The 22,482-nt window shown below is 56.8% G+C and carries 23 protein-coding genes; 18 read left to right on the plus strand and 5 right to left on the minus strand.

Annotation, left to right across the window (positions count from 1 at the left end):
- Nucleotides 1–8: 8 nt before the first annotated feature.
- Together ONZ54_RS03355 and ONZ54_RS03360 are read right to left on the minus strand one after the other, a co-directional pair.
- A complete protein-coding gene (locus ONZ54_RS03355) occupies nucleotides 9–1,289 on the minus strand; it encodes an HlyC/CorC family transporter (RefSeq protein WP_017411603.1) in 1,281 nt (426 codons plus the stop codon).
- Nucleotides 1,290–1,334: 45 nt separating this feature from the next.
- Nucleotides 1,335–2,126, minus strand: coding sequence for a cytochrome C assembly family protein (locus tag ONZ54_RS03360; protein ID WP_011898346.1), 792 nt, complete (start codon nucleotides 2,124–2,126; stop codon nucleotides 1,335–1,337).
- Between the two features lie 298 nt (nucleotides 2,127–2,424).
- On the opposite strand from ONZ54_RS03360, the gene ffh reads away from it, so the two are divergent.
- The 5 genes from ffh (at nucleotide 2,425) to rplS (ending at nucleotide 5,942) form a co-directional block, all read left to right on the plus strand.
- A complete protein-coding gene (gene ffh, locus ONZ54_RS03365) occupies nucleotides 2,425–3,804 on the plus strand; it encodes a signal recognition particle protein (RefSeq protein ID WP_271787467.1) in 1,380 nt (459 codons plus the stop codon).
- A 179-nt stretch (nucleotides 3,805–3,983) separates the two neighbouring features.
- Nucleotides 3,984–4,232: a 30S ribosomal protein S16 gene (rpsP, locus tag ONZ54_RS03370; protein ID WP_021141082.1), complete on the plus strand. Its 249-nt coding sequence runs from the start codon at nucleotides 3,984–3,986 to the stop codon at nucleotides 4,230–4,232.
- A gap of 24 nt (nucleotides 4,233–4,256) precedes the next feature.
- Nucleotides 4,257–4,778 (plus strand): ribosome maturation factor RimM, encoded by a 522-nt coding sequence (gene rimM, locus ONZ54_RS03375; RefSeq protein WP_005313510.1) that lies wholly within the window; start codon nucleotides 4,257–4,259, stop codon nucleotides 4,776–4,778.
- 34 nt (nucleotides 4,779–4,812) lie between these two features.
- Nucleotides 4,813–5,562 (plus strand): tRNA (guanosine(37)-N1)-methyltransferase TrmD, encoded by a 750-nt coding sequence (gene trmD / locus ONZ54_RS03380; RefSeq protein ID WP_271787468.1) that lies wholly within the window; start codon nucleotides 4,813–4,815, stop codon nucleotides 5,560–5,562.
- A 32-nt stretch (nucleotides 5,563–5,594) separates the two neighbouring features.
- On the plus strand, nucleotides 5,595–5,942 hold the full coding sequence (gene rplS / locus ONZ54_RS03385) for a 50S ribosomal protein L19 (protein ID WP_005313505.1): 348 nt from the start codon (nucleotides 5,595–5,597) through the stop codon (nucleotides 5,940–5,942).
- A gap of 128 nt (nucleotides 5,943–6,070) precedes the next feature.
- Here rplS and ONZ54_RS03390 read toward each other — a convergent pair whose 3' ends face one another.
- Nucleotides 6,071–6,394: an isoamylase early set domain-containing protein gene (locus tag ONZ54_RS03390; RefSeq protein ID WP_005313501.1), complete on the minus strand. Its 324-nt coding sequence runs from the start codon at nucleotides 6,392–6,394 to the stop codon at nucleotides 6,071–6,073.
- An 83-nt stretch (nucleotides 6,395–6,477) separates the two neighbouring features.
- Nucleotides 6,478–7,152, minus strand: a complete 675-nt coding sequence (mutH, locus tag ONZ54_RS03395; RefSeq protein ID WP_087756505.1) for a DNA mismatch repair endonuclease MutH — start codon at nucleotides 7,150–7,152, stop codon at nucleotides 6,478–6,480.
- 733 nt (nucleotides 7,153–7,885) lie between these two features.
- On the opposite strand from mutH, the gene rppH reads away from it, so the two are divergent.
- The 8 genes from rppH to ONZ54_RS03435 all read left to right on the plus strand — a co-directional run bounded on the left by rppH (nucleotide 7,886) and on the right by ONZ54_RS03435 (nucleotide 15,478).
- The gene (gene rppH / locus ONZ54_RS03400) at nucleotides 7,886–8,413 is read left to right on the plus strand and encodes an RNA pyrophosphohydrolase (RefSeq protein WP_005313497.1); all 528 of its coding nucleotides are present in this window, start codon (nucleotides 7,886–7,888) and stop codon (nucleotides 8,411–8,413) included.
- Between the two features lie 12 nt (nucleotides 8,414–8,425).
- Entirely contained in the window at nucleotides 8,426–10,705 is a 2,280-nt protein-coding gene (gene ptsP / locus ONZ54_RS03405) for a phosphoenolpyruvate--protein phosphotransferase (RefSeq protein ID WP_059168768.1), read from the plus strand.
- A 67-nt stretch (nucleotides 10,706–10,772) separates the two neighbouring features.
- Entirely contained in the window at nucleotides 10,773–11,600 is an 828-nt protein-coding gene (gene lgt / locus ONZ54_RS03410; protein ID WP_058394936.1) for a prolipoprotein diacylglyceryl transferase, read from the plus strand.
- Nucleotides 11,597–12,391 (plus strand): thymidylate synthase, encoded by a 795-nt coding sequence (thyA, locus tag ONZ54_RS03415; RefSeq protein ID WP_131731666.1) that lies wholly within the window; start codon nucleotides 11,597–11,599, stop codon nucleotides 12,389–12,391. Before lgt ends, thyA begins: the two co-directional genes overlap by 4 nt.
- A gap of 224 nt (nucleotides 12,392–12,615) precedes the next feature.
- Nucleotides 12,616–13,806 (plus strand): Na+/H+ antiporter NhaA, encoded by a 1,191-nt coding sequence (nhaA, locus tag ONZ54_RS03420; protein WP_011898349.1) that lies wholly within the window; start codon nucleotides 12,616–12,618, stop codon nucleotides 13,804–13,806.
- A complete protein-coding gene (locus tag ONZ54_RS03425; RefSeq protein ID WP_011898350.1) occupies nucleotides 13,803–14,207 on the plus strand; it encodes a hypothetical protein in 405 nt (134 codons plus the stop codon). The genes nhaA and ONZ54_RS03425 overlap by 4 nt, the downstream gene beginning before the upstream one ends.
- Complete coding sequence (gene nhaR / locus ONZ54_RS03430; protein WP_058394939.1) at nucleotides 14,194–15,126, plus strand: transcriptional activator NhaR; 933 nt, start codon at nucleotides 14,194–14,196, stop codon at nucleotides 15,124–15,126. Before ONZ54_RS03425 ends, nhaR begins: the two co-directional genes overlap by 14 nt.
- Nucleotides 15,127–15,175: 49 nt before the next feature.
- Complete coding sequence (locus tag ONZ54_RS03435; protein ID WP_005313481.1) at nucleotides 15,176–15,478, plus strand: ArsR/SmtB family transcription factor; 303 nt, start codon at nucleotides 15,176–15,178, stop codon at nucleotides 15,476–15,478.
- A gap of 49 nt (nucleotides 15,479–15,527) precedes the next feature.
- On the opposite strand, the gene rpsT is transcribed toward ONZ54_RS03435, so the two are convergent.
- Complete coding sequence (gene rpsT, locus ONZ54_RS03440) at nucleotides 15,528–15,791, minus strand: 30S ribosomal protein S20 (RefSeq protein ID WP_005892298.1); 264 nt, start codon at nucleotides 15,789–15,791, stop codon at nucleotides 15,528–15,530.
- 191 nt (nucleotides 15,792–15,982) lie between these two features.
- Here rpsT and murJ point away from each other — a divergent pair, with 191 nt between their 5' ends.
- From murJ to fkpB, 5 genes are all read left to right on the plus strand, one after another.
- A complete protein-coding gene (gene murJ, locus ONZ54_RS03445; RefSeq protein WP_271787469.1) occupies nucleotides 15,983–17,551 on the plus strand; it encodes a murein biosynthesis integral membrane protein MurJ in 1,569 nt (522 codons plus the stop codon).
- A gap of 139 nt (nucleotides 17,552–17,690) precedes the next feature.
- Nucleotides 17,691–18,665 carry a bifunctional riboflavin kinase/FAD synthetase gene (gene ribF, locus ONZ54_RS03450; protein WP_059111817.1) on the plus strand — a complete coding sequence of 325 codons (975 nt, stop codon included), beginning with the start codon at nucleotides 17,691–17,693 and terminating at the stop codon, nucleotides 18,663–18,665.
- Entirely contained in the window at nucleotides 18,665–21,526 is a 2,862-nt protein-coding gene (ileS, locus tag ONZ54_RS03455; protein WP_271787470.1) for an isoleucine--tRNA ligase, read from the plus strand. Before ribF ends, ileS begins: the two co-directional genes overlap by 1 nt.
- Nucleotides 21,526–22,026 carry a signal peptidase II gene (gene lspA, locus ONZ54_RS03460; RefSeq protein WP_271787471.1) on the plus strand — a complete coding sequence of 167 codons (501 nt, stop codon included), beginning with the start codon at nucleotides 21,526–21,528 and terminating at the stop codon, nucleotides 22,024–22,026. Before ileS ends, lspA begins: the two co-directional genes overlap by 1 nt.
- The gene (gene fkpB / locus ONZ54_RS03465; RefSeq protein ID WP_096119709.1) at nucleotides 22,023–22,475 is read left to right on the plus strand and encodes an FKBP-type peptidyl-prolyl cis-trans isomerase; all 453 of its coding nucleotides are present in this window, start codon (nucleotides 22,023–22,025) and stop codon (nucleotides 22,473–22,475) included. The genes lspA and fkpB overlap by 4 nt, the downstream gene beginning before the upstream one ends.
- Nucleotides 22,476–22,482: the final 7 nt, after the last annotated feature.

Genomic DNA, 22,482 nt, shown 5'->3' on the forward strand with positions numbered 1-22,482 from the left:
GCCTTTTTTCAATCTTCGAAACCCGATACGTTGCGGTATAAATCCGGCATGATCCGCGCCATCTTCACCATGTTGTTCTCTACTTCCATGATCTCGATGGGATAGCCAGCCAGCCGCAGGCTGATGTTGGGCTGGGGGATCTCCTCCAGATATTCCAGAATTGCGCCATTGAGGGTTCTCGGCCCGTCGATGGGTAGTTGCCAGTTCATCTCCTTGTTCAGCTCGCGGATGCTGGCTGAGCCTTCCACCAGGAAAGAACCGTCCGGCTGAGGATGGATCTCGTCGCTGGGGGTGGGAGTAATAGTGGTGGTGAAATCACCCACTATCTCTTCCAGGATGTCGTCCAGGGTGATCAGCCCCTGAATGTCACCGTACTCATCCACAATGAGGCCGATCCGCTCCTTGTTGCGCTGGAACTTGGCCAGTTGCACATTGAGCGGCGTCCCTTCCGGGATGAAGTAGATCTCGTCCACTTCCCGCAACAGGCTCGACTTGTTGAACTGATCCCTGGCCATCAGCCGCAGCGCATCGCGGGCGTGCAGAAAGCCCACCACGTCATCGATGTTGTCGCGATAGAGCAGTATTTTGGTGTGGGCACCGTGGGCCAGCTGGCGCAGTATGCTCTTCCAGTCATCATTGATGTCGATGGCGTAGATCTCGCTGCGTGGCACCATGATGTGCTCCACCGTCATCTTGTCCAGGTCCAGGATGCTGAGCAGCATCTCCTGGTGGCGCTGTGGGATGAGACTTCCTGCCTCGTTGACTATGGTGCGCAGCTCTTCGGTATTGAGAGCGTCATTCTTGTTGGGAGTGACTCGCAGCAGCTTGAGCAGGCCGCTGGTGATGCCGTTGATCAGCCAGACAAAGGGGTAGAGAGGCACCATCAATCCCTTGAGGATCCAGGAGGCTGGATAGGCCACTCGTTCAGGAAACATGGCCGCCAGGGTCTTGGGGGTGACTTCGCCAAACACCAGCACGACCAGGGTCAGGCCAAAGGTGGCAATGGCAACACCCAGATCGCCAAACAGCCGGATACAGACAATGGTGGCGATGGCCGAGGCGAAGATGTTGACCAGGTTGTTGCCGATCAGGATCAGGCCCAGTAGACGATCAGGTCGGGCGAGCAGCTGTTCGACACGGCGTGCGGCTTTGTGTTTGGTCTGTGCCAGATGACGCAGCTTGTAGCGGTTGATGGACATCAGGCCAGTTTCGGAGCTGGAGAAGAAGGCGGATAGAAGGATCAAGATAACGAGGACAATCAGTAATGTACTCGTTGAGATACTGTCCAAAAAGGGCTCCTGTTGGGGCTAGGTAATGAGTAAAAAAGATGGGTATCAGCTGAGCAGCACTTCTTTGACGAAGCGGCTGCCGAAATAGGCCAGTGTCAGGATGACACTGCCGACAAGACTCAGGGTAATGACCCTGCGACCACGCCAGCCACGAGTATGGTGACCCCATAACAGCAATACGTAGACGCACCAGGCAAGGATCGAGAGGATTGCCTTGTGGGATTTACCCTGCGCGAACATGTCCTCCAGAAAGAACAGACCGGAGGCGATGGAAAGTGTCAGCAGAAACAGGCCCGCTGAAATGAGCTGGAACAGCCGTTTCTCTACCGTCATCAAGGGAGGCATTGACGGTAGCTGGCTGATCTTGCGGGATTTCAACTGACGGTCCAGACAGGCGAGTTGCAGTGCAAACAGGCAGGCGATCATCAGCACCGAATAGGCCATCAGCGCGAGACCTATATGCAGCAGCAACTGGGGATGAGCTTCCAGATGGGTGATATAGCGACCCGGTATCAGGGCACTGGCGGCCAGCAGCAGGGCGGAAAAACTGTAGACCACGGGCAGCAGGATCCAGCCGTTGAAGCGACGGGTGACGCACGTCATGAAGCAACTGATGATGAGGCTGACCAGAGACGCGACGTTGAGCATGCTGAGATTCTGGCCGGAATGGGTCACCAGCACTTCGCTGGCCACAGACGCGCCATGGGCGACCAGAGCCAGTCCTATGCAGGCAAACAGGGGCGCTTGCCCGACTTGTTTGGCATTGAGCAGCAGGTGCAGCGAGGCGACGATGGCGAGCAGATAGAATGCCAAGGCCAGAATAGAGATCACGATCATAACCAGGTCGTTGTTGAACAAGCGATTGGAACAGGAGTGGCAGTATACCTTGCACAAGATATGCTCGCCAGTTGTGCTACCGCCGATCTGCCCATATATAGGCAGCAGGCTACCGCTTTGCGCGGTGAATAATTGTCCTCCAGCGCTACCTCACGCTGGCTGAGGTATTATAATGCCCCCATTTGTTAAGCTTGCCCGTTAGCTGGCTGATGACCGCCACGAGCGGTGAATAATCGTCCTCACAGGGCTGACTGGGGTATAATCCCCCCATTTGTTACGCCAAGAACCGGAATGCGTCATGTTTGAGAATTTGACTGAACGACTCTCGCGCACCTTGCGCAATGTCAGTGGCCGTGGCCGGCTGACCGAAGAGAACATCAAGGATACCTTGCGCGAAGTGCGCATGGCGCTGCTCGAGGCGGACGTCGCTCTGCCGGTAGTGCGTGACTTCGTTGCCCGCGTGAAAGAACGTGCCGTGGGCCAGGAAGTGGCCAAGTCCCTGAGCCCGGGCCAGGCCTTCATCAAGATAGTGCACGGCGAGCTGGTCTCTGTGATGGGGGAGGCCAATGAACAGCTCAACCTGGCTGCCCAGCCGCCTGCCATCATACTGATGGCGGGTCTGCAGGGTGCCGGTAAGACCACTACGGTTGGTAAACTGGCCAAGTTGCTCAAAGAGCGAAGCAAGAAGAAGGTGCTGGTCGTCAGTGCCGACGTCTATCGCCCTGCGGCGATCAAGCAGCTGGAAACCCTAGCAAGCGATGTCGGCGTCGACTTCTTCCCGAGTGATGCCAGCCAGAAACCGGTCGATATCGCCACCGCGGCCATCGATCAGGCGCGCAAGAAGTTCTATGATGTTGTGATCGTGGATACCGCCGGCCGTCTGCACGTCGACAGCGACATGATGGACGAGATCATCCATCTCCACGCCACCATCAAGCCGGTCGAGACCCTGTTCGTGGTGGATGCCATGACGGGTCAGGATGCCGCCAACACTGCCAAGGCGTTCAACGAGGCGCTGCCGCTCACCGGCGTGATCCTCACCAAGGCCGACGGTGATGCCCGTGGTGGTGCCGCCCTTTCCGTGCGCCATATCACCGGCAAGCCGGTCAAGTTCATCGGTATGGGTGAGAAGACAGACGCGCTTGAGCCATTCCATCCGGATCGCCTCGCTTCCCGCATCCTCGGCATGGGCGATGTGCTGTCGCTTATCGAGGAAGTGGAGCGCACGGTCGACAAGGAGAAGGCAGCCAAACTGGCCAACAAGGTCAAGAGTGGCAAGGGCTTCGATCTGGAAGACTTCCGTGAACAGCTGGCCCAGATGCGCAACATGGGTGGCATGATGGGCATGCTCGACAAGCTGCCGGGCATGTCCGGCCTGCCGGATAACGTGAAAGATCAGATGGATGACAAGCTCACAGTGCGGATGGAGGCCATCATCAGCTCCATGACGCCCAGAGAGCGTGCCCATCCTGATCTCATCAAGGGTTCCCGCAAGCGCCGCATCGCTGCGGGCTCCGGCATGCAGGTGCAGGATGTGAACAAGCTGCTCAAGCAGTTCACCGAAATGCAGCGCATGATGAAAAAGATGTCCGGCAAGGGCGGCATGCGCAAGATGATGGGGCAGATGAAGAACATGCTGCCGCCCGGATTTGGTGGCGGTGGTCGCGGTCCGTTCTGATTTTCCTGCTTGTCAGGCAGAAAGGCTCACCGAGGTGAGCCTTTTTCATGCCAACCCTTGCGCAAAAAATAGCTGGCTTGGTTGCAATTATTACGAATCCAAGTAGAATTACGCGGCTTATTTTAAGCTAGGGTCTGCGTATTTGCAGGCCTTGTTCATTAGATGTTTATGAGGACGATATGGTAACCATTCGTTTACAACGTGGTGGCGCGAAAAAGCGTCCGTTTTACCAGGTAGTAGTTTCTGACAGCCGTTGCGCCCGTGACGGTCGCTTCATCGAGCGCGTTGGTTTCTTCAACCCGGTCGCTTCTGGTTCTGCTGAAAAGCTGAATCTGGACCTGGCTCGTATCGAGCATTGGGTTGCTACTGGTGCCGCTGTTTCTGACCGCGTTGCCAAGCTGATCAAAGACGCTGCCAAAGCTGCTTAATCAGCCCAACGGTAAGGAGTTAAGGTGGAAAAACCTGTAGTTCTGGGCACTCTAGGTACCGTTTATGGCATCAAGGGCTGGCTTAAAGTGAACTCCTTCACCGATGTTGCCGAAGCGATTTTCGATTACAACCCCTGGATGATCAATCAGAACGGGGTGTGGCGTGAACTCAAGGTCTCGGCCTGGAAACGTCACAACAAGGGTCTGATTTGCAAGATCGATGGTATCGATCTGCGTGAAGATGCCCTGGCATTGACCAATGTCGAGATTGGCGTACCCGCTGATCTGTTGCCTGCGTTGCCTGAAGGTGAGTTTTACTGGCGTGACCTGATTGGTTGCTCGGTATCGACCACCAAGGGATACGACCTGGGCAAGGTGACCGAATTGATGGAAACCGGCTCCAACGATGTGTTGGTGGTTGAGGCCAATGTAAAAGATGCCTTTGGCGCGAAGGAGCGGTTGATTCCGTTCCTGGAAGAGCAGGTGATCAAGCATATTGATCTGACTGCTCGAACAATCGAAGTTGATTGGGATCCTGGTTTCTAGTTTCCCGCGGTAACACGAGTGCCGGAGGTTTCTTATGTGGATTGGGGTGATTAGCCTCTTCCCGGAAATGTTCCGAGCCATTACCGAGCACGGGGTAACGGGTCGGGCCGTCAAGAGTGGCCTGCTGCAGATTGAGTGCTGGAACCCCCGGGAGTTTACCCACGACAAACACCGTACGGTCGATGATCGTCCTTATGGTGGTGGGCCCGGCATGTTGATGATGGTTCAGCCGCTGCGTGACGCGATTCATGCAGCCAAGCAAGCGGCGGGAGACGGGGCGAAAGTCATCTATCTCTCTCCTCAGGGACGCAAGCTGACTCAAGCGGGCGTAACCGAGTTGGCGACGAATCAGAAACTGATTCTGGTAGCCGGTCGATACGAAGGTATCGATGAACGCGTGATACAAACCGAAGTCGACGAAGAGTGGTCTATCGGGGATTACGTGTTAAGTGGTGGCGAGTTGCCTGCCATGACCCTGATCGATGCGGTTTCGCGTCTGGTCCCTGGGGTTTTGGGTGATCAGGCCAGTGCCGAGCAAGACTCCTTCACGGATGGCTTGCTGGATCATCCCCACTACACTCGGCCGGAGTTGTTGGATGGATTGGCGGTGCCCGAGGCGCTGACAAGCGGCAATCACGAAGTGATTCGACGCTGGCGTCTCAAACAGTCGCTCGGACGAACCTGGCAAAGAAGGCCGGAACTTATTAACAACCTAGCTCTGACTGACGAGCAAGAATTACTTCTTGCCGAGTATGTCCGCGAAGTGCGTGACAGCGTTAAGTAGAGTTTTCAGTTTATCCTAGGTAAGGAAAGACAATGAGCAAGATTATTCAGCAGCTTGAACAAGAGCAACTGCGTACCGACATCCCGGCATTTGCCCAGGGCGACACCGTACGTGTTCAAGTTCGTGTTAAAGAAGGTGGCAAAGAGCGTCTGCAGGCTTTCGAAGGCATCGTTATTGCCAAGCGTAACCGCGGTCTGCACTCTGCTTTCACCGTTCGCAAGATCTCCAACGGCGAAGGTGTTGAGCGTGTATTCCAGACTCACTCTCCGCTGATCCACAGTGTAGAACTGAAGCGTCGTGGTGATGTTCGCCGCGCCAAACTGTACTACCTGCGCAACCTGTCCGGTAAAGCTGCTCGTATCAAAGAGAAGCTCAACTAATTCGATTCGAATTGGTGTCGATATGTCGGCAAATAGCTCGACAGGTAGTGAAAAGGCTCGCCAATGGCGAGCCTTTTTTGTGTCCGCTGTTCAGGATCCTGACCGTACGCCAGCGTTCTGACCACAGCTTACTGATTGACCCGTACCACAGAGTTGTCCCGTCCGAAGGGGCCTGGCACATAGTCGTCCGCCTCCCAGTCGTTGTCGTAGAGCGTCTCTCCATTCGGTTTCACCAGCTGATAGCAGTATTCGAAATGGCTGGGGCCATCGGTGGGCAGGTTGAGAGTGGTCCTGAACTCCCCGCTCTTCATCCGTTTGAGCTCTATGGGTTGCCACTGGCTGAACTCTCCCAGTAGCAATACCTGCTCAGCTTCACCTGCAGCCTCTTTTTCCACCGCGAAGGTCACCTTGACCTCGGGGCGGGACTTGAGAAATTGCTTGTTGATCGGCATGACGCCTCCTTGTCATTGATTGCGAAGAAATAGCTACTGGCTATTTTTATATCACTTTATGACAAGGATGTTTATAACGGAGATCAAAGGGGCAGGGCAAAGTGTCGTTGCAGCAGGCCATGAGTGAACCCTATCTTGAGGTAAAAGCCTCGTGGCAGTGTCAAAATTGGCTGACCATTGCGGCCGATGGCACGGGTCAGCGCCTTGTTGTTGGCTGCCTTGGGGCGTAACTGCATCACCTGACCATGGCGAGCACTTATCTGCTCGACCTCTCCCAGCACTATCATGTCCATCAACTCTTCCCAGTCCTGGCGCAGCAATTTATCTTCCTCTTCACTCGGGCTCCACATCAGCGGCATGCCGATCCGGCGCTCTCCTACGGGGATGTCACGGCTACCCTCCACCGGGATCCAGAGTACCCGCGAGAGCTTGTTACGCACATTCGACTCTTCCCAGCGCTGACCGCTGACGCCGATCAGTGGTGCTACGCAAACGAAGGTGGTTTCCAGCGGCTTGCCATAAGGATCGATGGGGATCGTCTTGAGCTCGATGCCGAGCTCGGGGAAGTCCTGCTCCGGCTTGCTGCCTGCGCTGGCCCCGAGTTGCCACTCGATAAGTTGACCGACCCAGCCCTTGTCCCGCCTCAAATCGCGAGGGACAGCAATGCCTGCATCGGTGGCCAGCTGTGCCAGCGAGAAGCCAGCTATGGCGTCGGCACGGGCCAGCAGTTCCTGTTCTGACTGGGGATTGGTGGGCATGAATGACTCCTGCAAAGGGGAATTATTTTAGCAAGTCTGATCCTTGATGAGGATCGCTGTTTTTATAACCGTTCCTGGCAGGGGGCTGCACAGGGGGGGGCGTTTTGTAGGTGAGGACTTATCATAATGATTTTTAAAGAGTTTGTCTTTATAGCGCAGATCTTCCCGGCACAGGATCCCGAGTTGAAATAGTTGTCCAAGGGTTTGCTCATGCTGTTGCACACAGTTATCCACAGAAATCTTGGATAACTGCCGTAAAGTGGTAATAGTCAGGGTGTTGTTACAAAAAAATGTGAAACTGCACCGATTTTTGCTGCGATGGCAGGGCAGATAATGTGCCGCTCCTGTGGATAAATCAACCGTGGTGGATCTTTGAACAGTTGAACTTGTTCACAATCGGGATCCCGGATCTCCGGCGGGGAAAGACATGGATCTTGATCCAGCCATGTTCATTTAACACTATGTATTTAAATACATATTTTGTTTTTATCACCATGCTGTATGCTGATGCTTAATTTAGAGTAGATAACCAAAACTACTGTATATACCCGCTTGCTAACAGGCTTATGCACAGTCTGGGTGGGCAACTTGCGGGGCTTGATCCTGGGGTTTGTTTATAAGTCGGCTTGAAATTGAAAGTTATTCATGCGTGGGGGATTGCAGTCCTTGTTTGCTGCCACGGAGTGAATGTGGAACAATCTCCTTATAGATTCAGCCTTTATAAGGTGATCACGTGATAGATGGCGACGGGTTTCGTCCCAATGTCGGAATCGTGATCTGTAACCGTGACGGGCAAGTATTGTGGGCTAAGCGCTATGGGCAGCACTCCTGGCAGTTTCCGCAGGGAGGAGTTGATGACGGTGAGACGCCAGAACAGGCCATGTATCGTGAGCTGTATGAGGAGATAGGCCTCAAGCCCGAGGATGTGACCATCATGGCCACCAGTCGCAACTGGCTGAAGTACCGCTTGCCAAAACGCCTTGTTCGTTGGGACAGTTCACCGGTCTGTATTGGCCAAAAACAAAAATGGTTCTTGCTACAGCTGGATCCGGGCAGGGAGTCCAGGATCCAGTTCGGCTGTCATGGTCACCCCGAGTTTGATGATTGGCGTTGGGTCAGTTTCTGGTACCCGGTACGCCAGGTTGTCTCCTTCAAACGGGAAGTCTATCGACGGGTGATGACGGAGTTTGCCCCGTTGGCGATGCCAGTGCCTGTGGTGCAAGTAAATCGGAAAGATGGGCGGCGCAACCGCTCTCGCTAAGGAGCACATTCGTTGCTGACGGATCTCAGACGCATCGTCGAAAGCATGGCCGAAGCCAACACTCTGGAGTTGGCTTTGCAGGCATTGGTCAGCCAGACCCGGCGGGCCATGACGGTGGACTGCTGTTCCGTCTATGTGTCTGAGCCGGACATGCGCCGCTACCGACTGGCTGCGACCGATGGTCTGGCCGAGTCGGCGGTGGGCAAGGCAACCCTGCCGTTCGAGCAGGGTATCGTCGGCCTGGTGGGCCAGCGCGAAGAGCTGATCAACCTGGCCGATGCCCCCTCACACCCCAGTTTCAAGTTCCTGCCGGATGTCGCGGAAGAGGCGTTCCGCTCCTTCCTTGGTGCTCCCATCATGCACCAGCGCCAGGTGGTGGGCATTCTGGTGGTGCAACAAAAAGAGAGCCGCCGTTTCGATGAGGGGGAGGAGTCCTTCATGGTGACGCTGGCTGCCCAGCTGGCCGCGCGCATCGCTCAGGCCCAGGCCAAGGGCTGGTTGCAGAAAACCGACTGGAGCAAGCCACTGCGTGGTATCGCCGGTGCCAGTGGCATCGCCATGGCCAAGGCCTGGGTGTGGCGGCCTCGCAAGGAACTCAGCGCCATCACACCGCGCAAGGATGAGGAGCACGCCAAGCAGCTGGAACGGTTGAACGTGGCAGTGGAAGTGGTGCGCCACGATCTGGAGAGTCTGGCCCTGCGTTTTCGCGAGAGCTACAGCCAGGACTCGGTCGCCATCTTCGACATCTATTTGCATCTGCTCAATGATCCCGGTTACATCAAGCCCATCCGCAACAAGGTCAGCAAAGAGCACTGGACGGCCGTGTCAGCGGTGAAGCTCATCAGTGACCGGCTAATCGAGCAGTTCAAGGGAATGAAAGACCCCTATCTGCAGGAGCGATCCACCGATGTGAAGGACATAGCCCAGCGGCTCATCAGCCGACTGGTGCAGAATGAACCCGAACACATCACGGTCGGCGAGCCTGTGGTGCTGGTTGCCGACGAGGTGACGGCAACCATCCTCGCCGAGGTGCCGCGAGAGTTCCTGACCGGTGTGGTATCGCTCAAGGGCGGTACCAACTCCCATGCCGCCATACTGGCCCGCGCCATGGGGGTGGCGGCCATCATGGGGGTGGATTTGCCGCTCGGCGACATAGGTGGTCGCATGCTGGTGGTCGATGGCTACAGCGGCGATCTCTTCATCGAGCCCAATCAGGTGATCCTGACCGAGTATCGGCAACTGCTCAATGAGGAGCGGGCGCTGGATACCCTGGTGCGCAGCGTCGACAACCAGCCATCGGAAACTGCCGACGGTACCCCGGTGTCATTGCTGCTCAATGCGGGGCTGAGTGCCGATACTGAGATCTCCCTCAATCATCTGGCGGATGGGGTCGGGCTTTATCGCACCGAGATCCCCTTCATGCTGCAAGACAGCTTCCCCTCCGAGTGGGAGCAGACGGCGCGCTATCGCGGCATTCTGGAAACCTATCGCAACCGCCCTGTCTGCATGCGGACTCTGGACGTGGGGGGGGACAAGCAACTGCCCTATTTCCCCATCGTCGAGGAAAATCCCTTCCTTGGCTGGCGGGGGATCCGGCTCACGCTGGATCACCCCGAACTGTTCCTGGTACAGCTCAAGGCCATGCTGCGGGCCAGCGAAGGGCTGGACAATCTGGCCATCATGTTGCCGATGATCAGCAGCGTCAGTGAAATCAAGGCCTCCCGCCGGCTGCTCGATCAAGCTTGGCGGGAAGTATCTGAAGAGGCGGCCAGCCGCGATGCGGTGATCCGCTACCCCAGCCTGGGGGTGATGATAGAGGTGCCCTCCGCTCTCTATATCCTGCCGGAGATGGCGCCGCTCATCGACTTCTGGTCGGTGGGCAGCAACGACCTGACCCAATATCTGCTGGCAGTGGATCGCAACAATGCCCGCGTTGCCAACATCTACGATGCCTTCCATCCTGCTGTGATCCGCGCCCTGCAACTGCTGGTCGATGCATCCCATCGTTACCAGAAACCTGTGTCTGTGTGCGGCGAGCTGGCGGGCGATCCTGTTGGCGTACTGCTGTTGCTGGCCATGGGGTATCGCCGCTTCAGTATGAACACCCACAACATCTCCAGAATCAAGTATGTGCTGCGTCAATCCACCCTGAGCGAGTTGACTGCGCTGATGGCTGATGGCCTGAAGCACGACAATCCCCATGTGCTGCGTGGCTTGTTCGCTCGTTATCTGGAAGAGCACGGTTTGGGCGGCTTGCTGCGGGCCGGTCACAAAACGAAACAGACTGATTGATAATCATGCCTTGTCCCTGCTGACGATTGATCGGAAAATGCGGCTTTTCTAATGACTGGGGCCGCATATGCAGCACGATGGATATTGGGTTTTCTCGCAGGTTGATCCTGTAGCATTCAGTTTGGGGCCACTATCGGTACGCTGGTATGGTCTCATGTATCTGTTTGGTTTCGCCTTCGCCATGTGGCTGGCGGGACGTCGCGCCGATGCACCGAACAGCGGCTGGACCCGCAACGAGGTCTCTGACCTGCTGTTTTACGGCTTCCTCGGGGTGATCCTCGGTGGCCGGGTTGGTTATGTACTGTTTTACAACTTCGACATGTTCCTGGCCGATCCCCTCTACCTGTTCAAGATCTGGACCGGTGGCATGTCGTTCCACGGTGGCCTGATCGGTGTCATCACCGCCATGATCTGGTTTGCCCACAAGACCAAGCGTCATTTCTTTACTGTGGCCGATTTTGTGGCGCCGCTCATTCCGTTTGGTCTGGGTGTGGGCCGTGTCGGCAACTTCCTGAATGGTGAGCTGTGGGGCCGGGTGACCGATGTGCCCTGGGCCATCATATTCCCTGAGGCTGGGCCCGAGCCACGCCATCCTTCCCAGCTCTATCAGTTCGCGCTGGAAGGAGTGGTGCTTTTCATTATCCTGAATCTCTTTTGGCGCAAGAACCCGCCCCGTGGCGCCATCTCCGGCCTGTTCCTGTTCTGTTATGGTCTGTTCCGCTTCCTGGTGGAGTTTGTACGCCAACCGGACAGCCAGCTTGGTCTCTATTTCCAGGAGATCAGCATGGGCCAAATCCTGTCTATGCCCATGATCGTCGCCGGAGCTCTGATGGTCTGGGCTGCTTACAAGCGTCCGCAGTTGTTCGGTAATGCCGGGAAGGAGGTCAAGCAATGAGGGTTTATCTCGACCTGATGCAGAAGATCCTGGATGAGGGCACCGTCAAGTCCGATAGGACTGGCACTGGTACCGTCTCCCTGTTCGGCCATCAGATGCGCTTCAATCTGGCGCAGGGTTTCCCGCTGGTCACCACCAAGAAATGTCACCTGCGTTCCATCATTCACGAGCTGCTCTGGTTCCTCAATGGCGACACCAATACCGCCTATCTGAAAGAGCACGGTGTCAGCATCTGGGATGAGTGGGCCGACGAAAATGGCGATCTGGGCCCGGTTTATGGCGCACAGTGGCGCTCCTGGCCGGCGGCCGATGGTGCTGTCATCGATCAGATCCAGCGGGCTGTAGATGACATCAAGCACAATCCGGATTCGCGCCGCATCATAGTCTCAGCCTGGAACGTGGGTGAACTGGACAAAATGGCGCTGGCTCCCTGCCACGCCTTCTTCCAGTTCTACGTGGCGGATGGCAAGCTCTCGTGTCAGCTCTACCAGCGTAGCTGTGATGTCTTCCTCGGCCTGCCGTTCAATATCGCCAGCTATGCTCTGCTAACTCACATGATGGCTCAGCAGTGTGACTTGGAAGTGGGCGACTTCGTCTGGACCGGGGGTGATGTGCACCTCTACTCCAACCATATGGAGCAGACTGCGCTGCAGCTCTCTCGTGAGCCGAGGCCCTTGCCTCAGCTGGCGATCAAGCGAAAGCCCGATTCCATCTTCGACTATCGGTTCGAGGATTTCGAAATCCTGGGGTATGACCCTCATCCAGGTATCAAGGCGCCCGTCGCCATCTGATCGAAAGGCGCCCCGGGGCGCCTTTTTCATATATCAATACAATTTGAAATTCATTTCATCGGTTGAGCCGTTGTCGTACAGAGGACGGCGAGAGCTGGCCAATCGCAGATGACCCTCTATTCTATTCTCGGTTTTCCCGTTGTATTTAGCAGTAAGAAACGATTTTCCATTAATTGTTATGGGATATAGACTCAAATCAAAGCAATGCCGAGGATAATTTAACCATGAGTGATGTATTCAAAAAATTTCTTAAGCTGGAGGCCGCCTCCGGAATCATTCTGATCATGGCGGCCGTGCTGGCGATGATACTGGCCAACTCGGGTCTGGCGAGTGGGTATCAGGCGTTCCTGGATACACCGGTACAGGTGCGAATCGCGGCTCTCGATATCAACAAGCCGCTGCTGCTCTGGATCAACGACGGTTTCATGGCCATCTTCTTCCTGTTGGTCGGGCTTGAGGTCAAGCGGGAGATGCTGGAAGGAGCACTATCTTCCCGCGTGCAGGCGACTTTCCCTGCCATCGCTGCAGTCGGGGGCATGCTGGCACCGGCACTCATTTACACCTTTTTCAACTACTCGGATGAAGCTGCACGTGCCGGTTGGGCTATTCCGGCTGCGACCGATATCGCGTTTGCTCTCGGCGTGATGGCATTGTTGGGCAAGCGGGTTCCGGTCAGTCTGAAGGTGTTCCTGCTGGCTCTGGCCATCATGGACGACCTTGGGGTCATCATCATCATAGCGCTCTTTTATACCCAGCAGCTGTCGCTGGAGGCACTGGCAGTTGGCATTCTTGCGACCCTGACTCTGCTGTGGATGAATCGTCGTGGCGAGGACAGGATTGGCCTCTACATGCTGGTTGGATTGGTGCTCTGGGTTGCGGTGCTCAAGTCTGGCGTTCATGCGACCCTGGCTGGCGTGGTTGTGGGCTTCATGATCCCGCTCAACGGCAAGCGTTATGCCTCACCGCTCAAGCATCTGGAGCATGCTTTGCATCCCTGGAGTGCTTATTTGATCCTGCCGCTGTTTGCCTTTGCCAACGCCGGGGTCTCCCTTGATGGAATCGGTTTGTCCTCCCTGCTGAGTCCGGTTCCAATGGGTATCATGCTCGGGTTGTTTGTGGGCAAACCGCTTGGGGTATTCACCATCAGCTGGCTGTCGGTCAAACTGGGCATTGCTCAATTGCCGAGCGGGGTCAACTTCAAGCAGATTTTTGCCGTCAGCATTTTGTGTGGTATCGGTTTTACCATGTCGATGTTCATTGCATCGCTGGCGTTCGAGCATGGCGGATTGGATTACGGCAGCTATTCACGTCTCGGGATCCTGGTGGGGTCCACGCTGGCGGCAGTCGTCGGTTATCTCGCCTTGCGGATGTCGCTTCCCAACCGGGAAGCGGATCAAAGCACGGAGGGGTTATGAGAAAATATGGGTGGTTAATGATACTGATGAGTCCGGCTGTTTGGGCCGGCAGTCTGGAGGATTGCAAGCAAGATGCAGTATCGGCGAGCTGCTCTGCCTATTTGAACGGTGTGGTCGACAGCGCGCTCATGTTGGGAGACAAGCAGGCCAAGGCCAAGTTTGGTGAGACCTTCGCCGAGCGGGCGCTGAGCAGCCGGGCTGGTGAGATGGTCAAGCAGTCCAACAAGCGTTATTGCGGTGAGCGGATGCCGGACAAGGCCCATCTCAAAAGCACATTGCAGGCGAACTTCACTGCAAACAAGGTTGACTCGATCAGCGACATGTATGACATTCTGGCGGCTGAACTCAGCTGCTACCGGAGTCCGCGTACTGCGGGAACCCCATCGGATGTCACACCTTAACTACAATCACCTCTACTATTTTTGGATGACTCAGAAGAAGGGCTCTGTCACCCAGGCGGCGGAAGCCCTTTTTTTGACACCACAGACAGTGACCGGTCAGATCAAGCTGCTGGAGCAACGTCTTGGCGGCAAGCTGCTGATGCGCAAGGGGCGATCTCTTGAAGCCACTGAGCTCGGTCAACTGGTATTTCGTTACGCCGACAAGATGTTCAGCCTCTCCTACGAGATGCTGGATATCGTCAACTACCGCAAGGAGAGTCAGATCCTGTTTGACGTCGGCATCGCCGATGCACTCTCCAAGCGCCTCGCCAGCCGGGTATTGCTTTCTGTCATTCCCAACGATGGCTCCATCCACCTGCGCTGCTTCGAATCAACCCATGAGCTCTTGCTGGAGCAGCTGAGCGAGCACAAGCTCGACATGATCCTCTCCGACTGTCCGGTTGATTCCAGCCAGCATGCTGGCCTGCTCTCCAAGCGACTCGGCGGTTGTGGCGTCAGCTTCTTCTGCAAGGCGCCTTTGCCTGAGAAAGCCTTTCCGGCCTGTCTGGAGGAGCGCAAGTTGCTGATCCCGGGTCGCCGCACCGCCATGGGTCGCCAGTTAACCCAGTGGTTCGAGCAGCAGGGGATCTCCCCCAGCATTCTCGGCGAGTTCGATGATGCGGCCCTGATGAAGGCGTTCGGCTTCTTCAATCAGGGTATCTTTATGGCGCCAACCATCTACCGGGAAGAGATTCTGGAAGGGGAAGAGGTGATGCTGATTGGGGAGACCCAGGATCTGATGGAAGAGTATTACGTCATCTTTGCCGAGCGCATGATCCAGCATCCGGCGGTAAAACGGGTGTGCGAGAGTGACTTCTCCTTCCTGTTTGCAGGTCAGGAGGACTTTGCCACGATTCAACCGGCAACCCTGTCATTTTAAATCGACGGCTCACAGAGTATGATTCTTGCCTCGAGCGAAAGGGGATGAGATGCAACTGGAAGAGATGGAGGCGAATGCGAGTCGTGCTGTGGCACTGCTCAAGGCGCTGGCCAACGAGCGAAGACTGTTTATTCTGTGCCAGCTGCTGGACAGGGAACTGTCTGTAGGGGAGCTTAACGAGGTACTCGGATTGAGCCAGTCAGCCCTGTCACAGCACTTGGCCGTGCTTCGGCGGGATGAGTTGGTGGAGACGCGAAAAGAGGCCCAGACGGTCTACTATTCGCTGCGCAGCCACGAGGTGCGCGAGATGATAGGCTTGCTGCACAGACTGTACTGCAGCGCAGATAAATAAAAAACCGGCACTAAGGCCGGTTTTTTTAGCGTTATTCAGCCGGAGCTGATTAAGCCATAGCTTTGATCTGGGCAGACAGGCGGCTCTTGTGACGAGCAGCTTTGTTCTTGTGGATCAGGCCTTTGGTAGCCATGCGATCCATGATCGGCTGAGCGGTAGCAAAAGCAGCAACGGCAGCAGCTTTGTCGCCAGAAGCGATGGCAGCAATTACTTTCTTCAGATAGGTACGGGTCATTGAACGACGGCTGGCGTTGTGTTGACGACGTTTCTCTGATTGAATCGCGCGCTTCTTAGCAGATTTGATATTAGCCAAGGTAAAACTCCTAAAACTGTCTTAGCGAGTGTATTGAAAAGGCCCGGAAATATGCCTTCTCAACCACATATTGTCAAATGATTTGTGCAAATAAACACCGCCCCCCGGTGGTGTGTCAGTTGGGAGGCGGTTAAACTGTCGGCCGATTCTAGCAGCATTCTTTTCATTCTGACAGTTCCAGAGGCCTCGTCTTGAGTAAGAAATTGATCAAATCCGGCATGATAGTGTCCGGAATGACGCTGGTGTCCCGTGTGATGGGCTTGGTTCGCGATGTAGTCATCGCCAATCTGCTTGGTGCCGGGGTAGCCGCAGACGTCTTCTTCTTTGCCAATCGCATTCCCAACTTTTTGCGTCGTTTGTTCGCCGAAGGTGCTTTCAACCAGGCTTTTGTTCCCGTGATGACGGAGTACAAGAAAAATGGCGACGAGCGTGAAGTGCGCGAATTGCTGGCCGCGGTAGCGGGTACTCTGGGGGGGATAGTGACCGTCGTGACCCTGCTGGGTGTGTTGGGTTCCGGCGTGTTGACGGCGCTGTTCGGCTGGGGCTGGTTCTGGGACTGGTTGCACGGCGGGCCCGCTGCCGAGAAATTCGAACTGGCCAGCCTGATGCTCAAAATCACCTTTCCCTACCTCTGGTTCATCACTTTTACCGCCATGGCAGGGGCCATCCTCAACACCTTTGGCCGTTTCGCGGTATCCTCGTTCACCCCTGTGTTTCTCAACCTCACCATGATAGGGGCGGCCTGGTGGATAGCCCCCCTGCTGGAGAGACCCGAGATTGCTCTCGCGATCGGTGTCTTTCTGGGTGGTTTGGTGCAGTTCCTGTTCCAGTATCCCTTTCTGCGCCAGATCAACATGCTGGTGTGGCCCAAGTGGGGTTGGCGCCACCCTGGGGTGGTCAAGATCCGCACCTTGATGATCCCGGCGCTGTTCGGGGTGTCGGTCAGTCAGATCAACCTGCTGATCAACACCATGCTCGCATCCTTCCTTGCCACCGGCGCCATCAGCTATCTCTATTACTCGGATCGCCTGCTGGAGTTCCCCCTCGGCCTGTTTGCGGTGGCCATCAGTACCGTTATCTTGCCTGCGTTGGCCAAGAAGCATGTGGATGCGGACCCGGCCGACTTCTCTCGCACCATGGACTGGGGGGTACGGATGGTGATGCTGCTCGGCCTGCCGGCCATGGTGGGGATAGCCGTGTTGCGCGAGCCCATACTGCGAGTGCTCTTCATGCGCGGCGAGTTCGGCATGCATGAGGTGAGCATGTCCAGTGCCAGTCTGCTGGCTTCCACCACGGGCCTGTTGTCGCTGATGTTGATCAAGGTGCTGGCACCGGGCTACTACGCTCGCCAGGACACCAGAACGCCAGTGCGGATCGGGGTGATGTCCATGATCGCCAACATGGTGTGCAACCTCATCTTCATCTTCCCCCTTGGCTATGTGGGGCTGGCGCTATCCACCGCCTGTTCAGGCTCGTTGAATGCGGCTCTGTTGTTCAAGGGCTTGTATCAACAAGGGGTTTACCGTCCGTCCCGCAATACCGGGCTGTTCTGCCTCAAGTTGCTGGTGGCGACCGTGCTGATGGGAGGCGTGCTTGCCTATCTGTCACCGGATCTCGCCCAGTGGGCTGCCTGGAGCATGGGCAAGGCCAGCTTGCAGCTGACCATGCTGCTCTGCCTGGGAGGGGGAATGTACGGGGTCATCCTGCTGGTACTGGGCATTCGGCCAAGACACCTGAGATCGGGTCAGCAGCAGGACTGACCCTGCTGCACCATACAGGATTGCCTCGGCGGGCAGGGGATCTGGGCAAGATGCCTGAAATCGGGCCATGAGGGCTGACCCTGCCAGCTGGCTGATATATAATCCGCCGATTTCCATGGCAGCAACGCACAAGGCACTGATGGAGCTTATCCGCGGTATTCACAATATCAAGCCCCGTCACCGGGGATGTGTATTGACCATAGGCAACTTTGATGGGGTCCATCAGGGTCATCATGCCGTGTTGGCGCGCTTGCAGGAAAAAGCCGTTCAACTGGAGTTGCCAGCCTGCGTCATGCTGTTCGAGCCCCAGCCACTGGAACTGTTTGCCGGATCGGCTGCGCCTGCTCGCCTCAGCCGGCTGCGGGAGAAATACGAAGCGCTCAAGAGCATGCAGATCGACCGCATGCTCTGCGTGCGCTTCAACCATCGCTTCGCCGAGCAGTCCCCCAACAGCTTCATCGAGCAGCTGCTGGTCGAAAAACTGGGGGTGCGTTATCTGGTGGTCGGTGACGATTTTCGCTTCGGCAAGGGGCGGGAAGGGGACTTCCACCTGCTGGAGGAGGCGGGCCATCGCTTCGGTTTCGAGGTGATCAGTACCCAGAGCTTCCAGCTCGAACGGCAGCGGGTCAGCAGCACACTCGTACGCGAGGCCCTGAAAGCGGGCCGGATGGCGGAGGTGGAGATGATGCTCGGCCGCCCTTATACCATCAGCGGTCGGGTGGCCCACGGTGACAAGCTGGGCCGCACCATAGGTTTCCCCACCGCCAATCTGGCACTCAAGCGCCAGGTCATCCCGGTCGGTGGCGTGTTTGCAGTGGAAGTGTTATGTTCCGGCAAGACCTTCCCCGGCGTAGCCAATGTGGGTGTACGGCCGACCGTGAATGGCACACAAGCCAGATTGGAAGTACATCTATTTGATTTTTCTGGTGATCTATATGGTCAGCAGGTCAAGGTGCTGCTTCGCCACAAGCTGCGCGAAGAGCAGAAGTTTGCCTCTTTCACCGCCTTGAAAGAGCAGATCGAACGAGATGCCTTGGCGGCCCGAGCCTGGTTCGGGCTGCCACTACTCAATTTACCCAGCACTCTTTTAGAAAAGAAGGGAACCCAGGACTGATGAGCGACTATAAACACACCCTGAATCTTCCGGAAACCGAGTTTCCGATGCGTGGCGATCTGGCCAAACGCGAACCCAACATGCTGAAACGTTGGTACGATCAGGATCTTTACGGCGCCATTCGCCGCGCCAAAGCGGGCAAGCCTTCTTTCATTCTGCATGATGGCCCCCCCTACGCGAACGGCAGCATTCACATCGGTCACTCGGTCAACAAGATCCTCAAAGACGTCATCATCAAGTCCAAGGGCCTCTCCGGCTTCGATTCTCCCTATGTGCCTGGCTGGGATTGTCACGGTCTGCCCATAGAGCTGAAAGTGGAAGGCATGGTTGGCAAGCCGGGTGAGAAAGTCTCCGCTGCCGAGTTCCGCGCCGAGTGTCGCAAATATGCCAAAACCCAGATCGAAGCGCAGAAGACCGACTTCATCCGTCTGGGTGTGCTGGGTGACTGGGAACACCCCTACCTGACCATGGACTTTGGCACCGAAGCCAACATCATCCGTTCCATGGCCAAGATCGTTGAAAATGGCCACCTGCACAAAGGCTCCAAGCCGGTGCACTGGTGTACCGATTGCGGTTCTGCGCTGGCAGAAGCGGAAGTGGAGTACTACGACAAGAACTCCCCCTCCATCGACGTGCGCTTCAAGGCCGTTGACGAGGCGACCGTGGCCGCCAAGTTTGATTGCCCTGAAGGCCACCTTGGCAAGGGCCCGATCTCTGCTGTGATCTGGACCACGACTCCCTGGACTCTGCCGGCCAACCGCGCCATCGCCATGCACGCCGATCTGGACTATGCCCTGGTGCAAGTCGAAGGTGAGCACCCCGAGCGCCTGATCCTGGCCGCCGAGCTGGTCAAGGATGTGATGGACAGGGCCGGTATCGAGAAGTTCCACAATCTGGGTTACACCAAGGGTGCCGCGCTCGAGCTGCTGCGCTTCAACCACCCCTTCTACAGCTTCGATGTGCCTGTGGTACTGGGTGATCACGTCACCCTCGATGCCGGTACCGGCGCCGTTCACACAGCCCCTGGCCACGGTCAGGAAGACTTTGTGGTCGGTCAGAAGTACGGTCTGGAAGTGGCCAATCCGGTTGGCAGCAACGGCGTTTACCTGCCGGATACCGAACTGTTTGCCGGCCAGCACGTGTTCAAGGCCAATGCGGCCGTGGTTGAGGTGTTGACCGAGCGCGGCGCCTTGCTGCACCACATGGTGTTCAACCACTCCTACCCGCACTGCTGGCGTCACAAGACCCCGATCATCTTCCGTGCCACCCCGCAGTGGTTCATCAGCATGGAGCAGAAGGGTCTGCGCAAGCGCGCGCTGGAAGAGATAGAGCGCATTGAGAAAGACGGGATCACCCAGCACGGACAGAGCGGCTGGGTACCTGCCTGGGGCAAGAACCGCATTCAGGCCATGGTCGAGAACCGTCCTGACTGGTGCATCTCTCGTCAGCGTACCTGGGGTGTGCCCATCTCCCTGTTCGTTCACAAGGAGACCCAGCAACTTCACCCGGAATCCGTGCGTCTGATGCACGAAGTCGCCAAGCGTGTCGAGCAGTCCGGCATCCAGGCCTGGTGGGATCTGGACAAGGCCGAGCTGCTGGGCAGCGACGCAGACATGTACGACAAGGTGCCTGACACCCTGGACGTCTGGTTTGACTCAGGCTCAACCCACTCCTCAGTGGTAGATGCTCGTCCCGAGTTCAACGGTCACTCCGCCGACCTCTATCTGGAAGGTTCTGACCAGCACCGTGGCTGGTTCATGTCGTCGCTCATGATCGGCGTGGCCATGAAAGACAAGGCTCCCTACAACCAGGTGCTGACTCACGGCTTCACCGTGGATGGTCAGGGTCGCAAGATGTCCAAGTCCATCGGCAACGTGGTCAGCCCGCAGGATGTGATGAACAAGCTGGGTGCCGACATACTGCGTCTGTGGGTCGCCAGTACCGATTACACCGGCGAGATGACGGTCTCCGACGAGATCCTCAAGCGCTCTGCCGATGCTTATCGCCGCATTCGCAACACAGCCCGCTTCCTGCTGGCCAACCTGAATGGTTTCAATCCGGCAACCGACATGGTGGCTGCCGCCGACATGGTGGTGGTAGATCGCTGGGCAGTGGGTCGTGCCAAGGCAGCGCAAGCCGAGATAGTGACGGCCTTTGAAGAGTACAACTTCCACGGCGTGACCCAGAAGCTGATGCAGTTCTGCTCCATCGAGATGGGTTCATTCTATCTGGACGTCATCAAGGACAGGCAGTACACCGCCAAGGCAGACAGCCTGGCTCGTCGTTCCTGCCAGACTGCGCTCTATCATATCGCCCAGGCCATGGTGCGCTGGATGGCGCCCATCATGAGCTTTACCGCTGATGAAATCTGGGCCCTGCTGCCCGGTGAGCGTAGCGAGTTCGTGTTCACCGAGGAGTGGTATGACGGCCTGTTCGGGCTGGATGCCGGCGAGCAGATGGACGATGCCTTCTGGGCCGAGATCCTCACAGTGCGCGGTGAAGTGAACAAGGCGCTGGAAGCGGCCCGGGGCGAGAAACGCATCGGCGGCTCCCTGCAGGCCGAACTGACCCTGTTCGCCAAGCCGGAGTTGGCTGAGCGCCTGAATGCCCTGGCCGATGAGCTGCGCTTCGTGCTGCTCACCTCCAAGGCCAAGGTCGTCACTGCTGACAGCGCACCGGAAGGTTCCGTTGCGACCGAGCGTGCTGACCTCTGGCTGAGCGTGGCCCAGTCCGCCGCCGCCAAGTGCGACCGCTGCTGGCATCATGTGGAAGACGTTGGCACCATTGCCGGTCACGAAGAGATCTGTGGCCGCTGCGTCACCAACGTCGAGGGTGACGGCGAAACACGTCAATTTGCCTGATGAAGATGACTCAACATAAAAGCGGCCTGCGTTGGCTGTGGCTGGCGGTGCTGGCATTCGTACTGGACCAGGCGAGCAAGCTCGCTGTGGTCAAGATGCTGCCATTTGGCTACCCGGGGGTGGAGATCACCCCCTTTTTCAATCTGGTCCACGTTTACAACAAGGGGGCGGCATTCAGCTTCCTGGCCGATCAAGGTGGCTGGCAGCGCTGGTTCTTCGCCGTGCTGGCGTTCGCCATCTGTGGTTTGCTGATCCACTGGTTGCGCAAGCAATCCGTCACCCAACGCTGGAGCGGTATCGCCTATTCGCTCATCATCGGCGGTGCCCTTGGCAACGTGTTTGATCGACTGGTACTGGGCCATGTGGTCGATTTCCTCGATTTCTACTGGCAGCGTTCCCATTGGCCGGCGTTCAACCTGGCCGACAGCTTCATCTTCATCGGTGCAGTCATGATAGTGCTGGAAGGCTTCCGCTCCGAAAAGAAGAAGGAGGCGCCATGAGCCAGCAGATAGCCGCTGACAGCAGTGTGCTGTTCCACTTTGCCATCAAGCTGGAAGATGGTTCAGTTGCTGACAGCACTGCGCTGCAAGGCAAACCGGCACGCCTGCGGATGGGAGATGGCAGCCTGACAGCCAGCTTCGAGCAGTGTCTGCTGGGGTTGCGTACAGGGGAGAGCAAGAGCTTCACATTGGCCCCTGAGCAGGCGTTTGGCCTCTCCAATCCCGACAACATCTATCATCTGGACAGAGCCAAGTTCGGCGCCGATGTGGAGCCCAAGATCGGTACCATCATTCTGTTCGACCAACCCAATGGCAGCGAACTGCCCGGTATCATACGGGCGGTGGAAGGCATGTCGGTGACGGTCGATTTCAACCACCCCCTGGCCGGCCATACCGTCACCTTCGAGGTGGAGATCCTGGGCGTTGATGACGAGGAAAAGGTGATCTGATGGATAT

This window comes from Aeromonas salmonicida, from assembly GCF_028355655.1.
Lineage (GTDB): Bacteria > Pseudomonadota > Gammaproteobacteria > Enterobacterales > Aeromonadaceae > Aeromonas > Aeromonas salmonicida.

Coding starts and splice junctions, on each gene's coding strand:
- ONZ54_RS03360 (WP_011898346.1), bottom strand. CDS start 2,126: ATGATCGTGATCTCTATTCTGGCCTTGGCATTCTATCTGCTCGCCATC.
- ffh (WP_271787467.1), top strand. CDS start 2,425: ATGTTTGAGAATTTGACTGAACGACTCTCGCGCACCTTGCGCAATGTC.
- rpsP (WP_021141082.1), top strand. CDS start 3,984: ATGGTAACCATTCGTTTACAACGTGGTGGCGCGAAAAAGCGTCCGTTT.
- trmD (WP_271787468.1), top strand. CDS start 4,813: ATGTGGATTGGGGTGATTAGCCTCTTCCCGGAAATGTTCCGAGCCATT.
- rplS (WP_005313505.1), top strand. CDS start 5,595: ATGAGCAAGATTATTCAGCAGCTTGAACAAGAGCAACTGCGTACCGAC.
- ONZ54_RS03390 (WP_005313501.1), bottom strand. CDS start 6,394: ATGCCGATCAACAAGCAATTTCTCAAGTCCCGCCCCGAGGTCAAGGTG.
- mutH (WP_087756505.1), bottom strand. CDS start 7,152: ATGCCCACCAATCCCCAGTCAGAACAGGAACTGCTGGCCCGTGCCGAC.
- lgt (WP_058394936.1), top strand. CDS start 10,773: ATGCAGCACGATGGATATTGGGTTTTCTCGCAGGTTGATCCTGTAGCA.
- thyA (WP_131731666.1), top strand. CDS start 11,597: ATGAGGGTTTATCTCGACCTGATGCAGAAGATCCTGGATGAGGGCACC.
- nhaA (WP_011898349.1), top strand. CDS start 12,616: ATGAGTGATGTATTCAAAAAATTTCTTAAGCTGGAGGCCGCCTCCGGA.
- ONZ54_RS03425 (WP_011898350.1), top strand. CDS start 13,803: ATGAGAAAATATGGGTGGTTAATGATACTGATGAGTCCGGCTGTTTGG.
- nhaR (WP_058394939.1), top strand. CDS start 14,194: ATGTCACACCTTAACTACAATCACCTCTACTATTTTTGGATGACTCAG.
- ONZ54_RS03435 (WP_005313481.1), top strand. CDS start 15,176: ATGCAACTGGAAGAGATGGAGGCGAATGCGAGTCGTGCTGTGGCACTG.
- ribF (WP_059111817.1), top strand. CDS start 17,691: ATGGAGCTTATCCGCGGTATTCACAATATCAAGCCCCGTCACCGGGGA.
- ileS (WP_271787470.1), top strand. CDS start 18,665: ATGAGCGACTATAAACACACCCTGAATCTTCCGGAAACCGAGTTTCCG.
- lspA (WP_271787471.1), top strand. CDS start 21,526: ATGAAGATGACTCAACATAAAAGCGGCCTGCGTTGGCTGTGGCTGGCG.
- fkpB (WP_096119709.1), top strand. CDS start 22,023: ATGAGCCAGCAGATAGCCGCTGACAGCAGTGTGCTGTTCCACTTTGCC.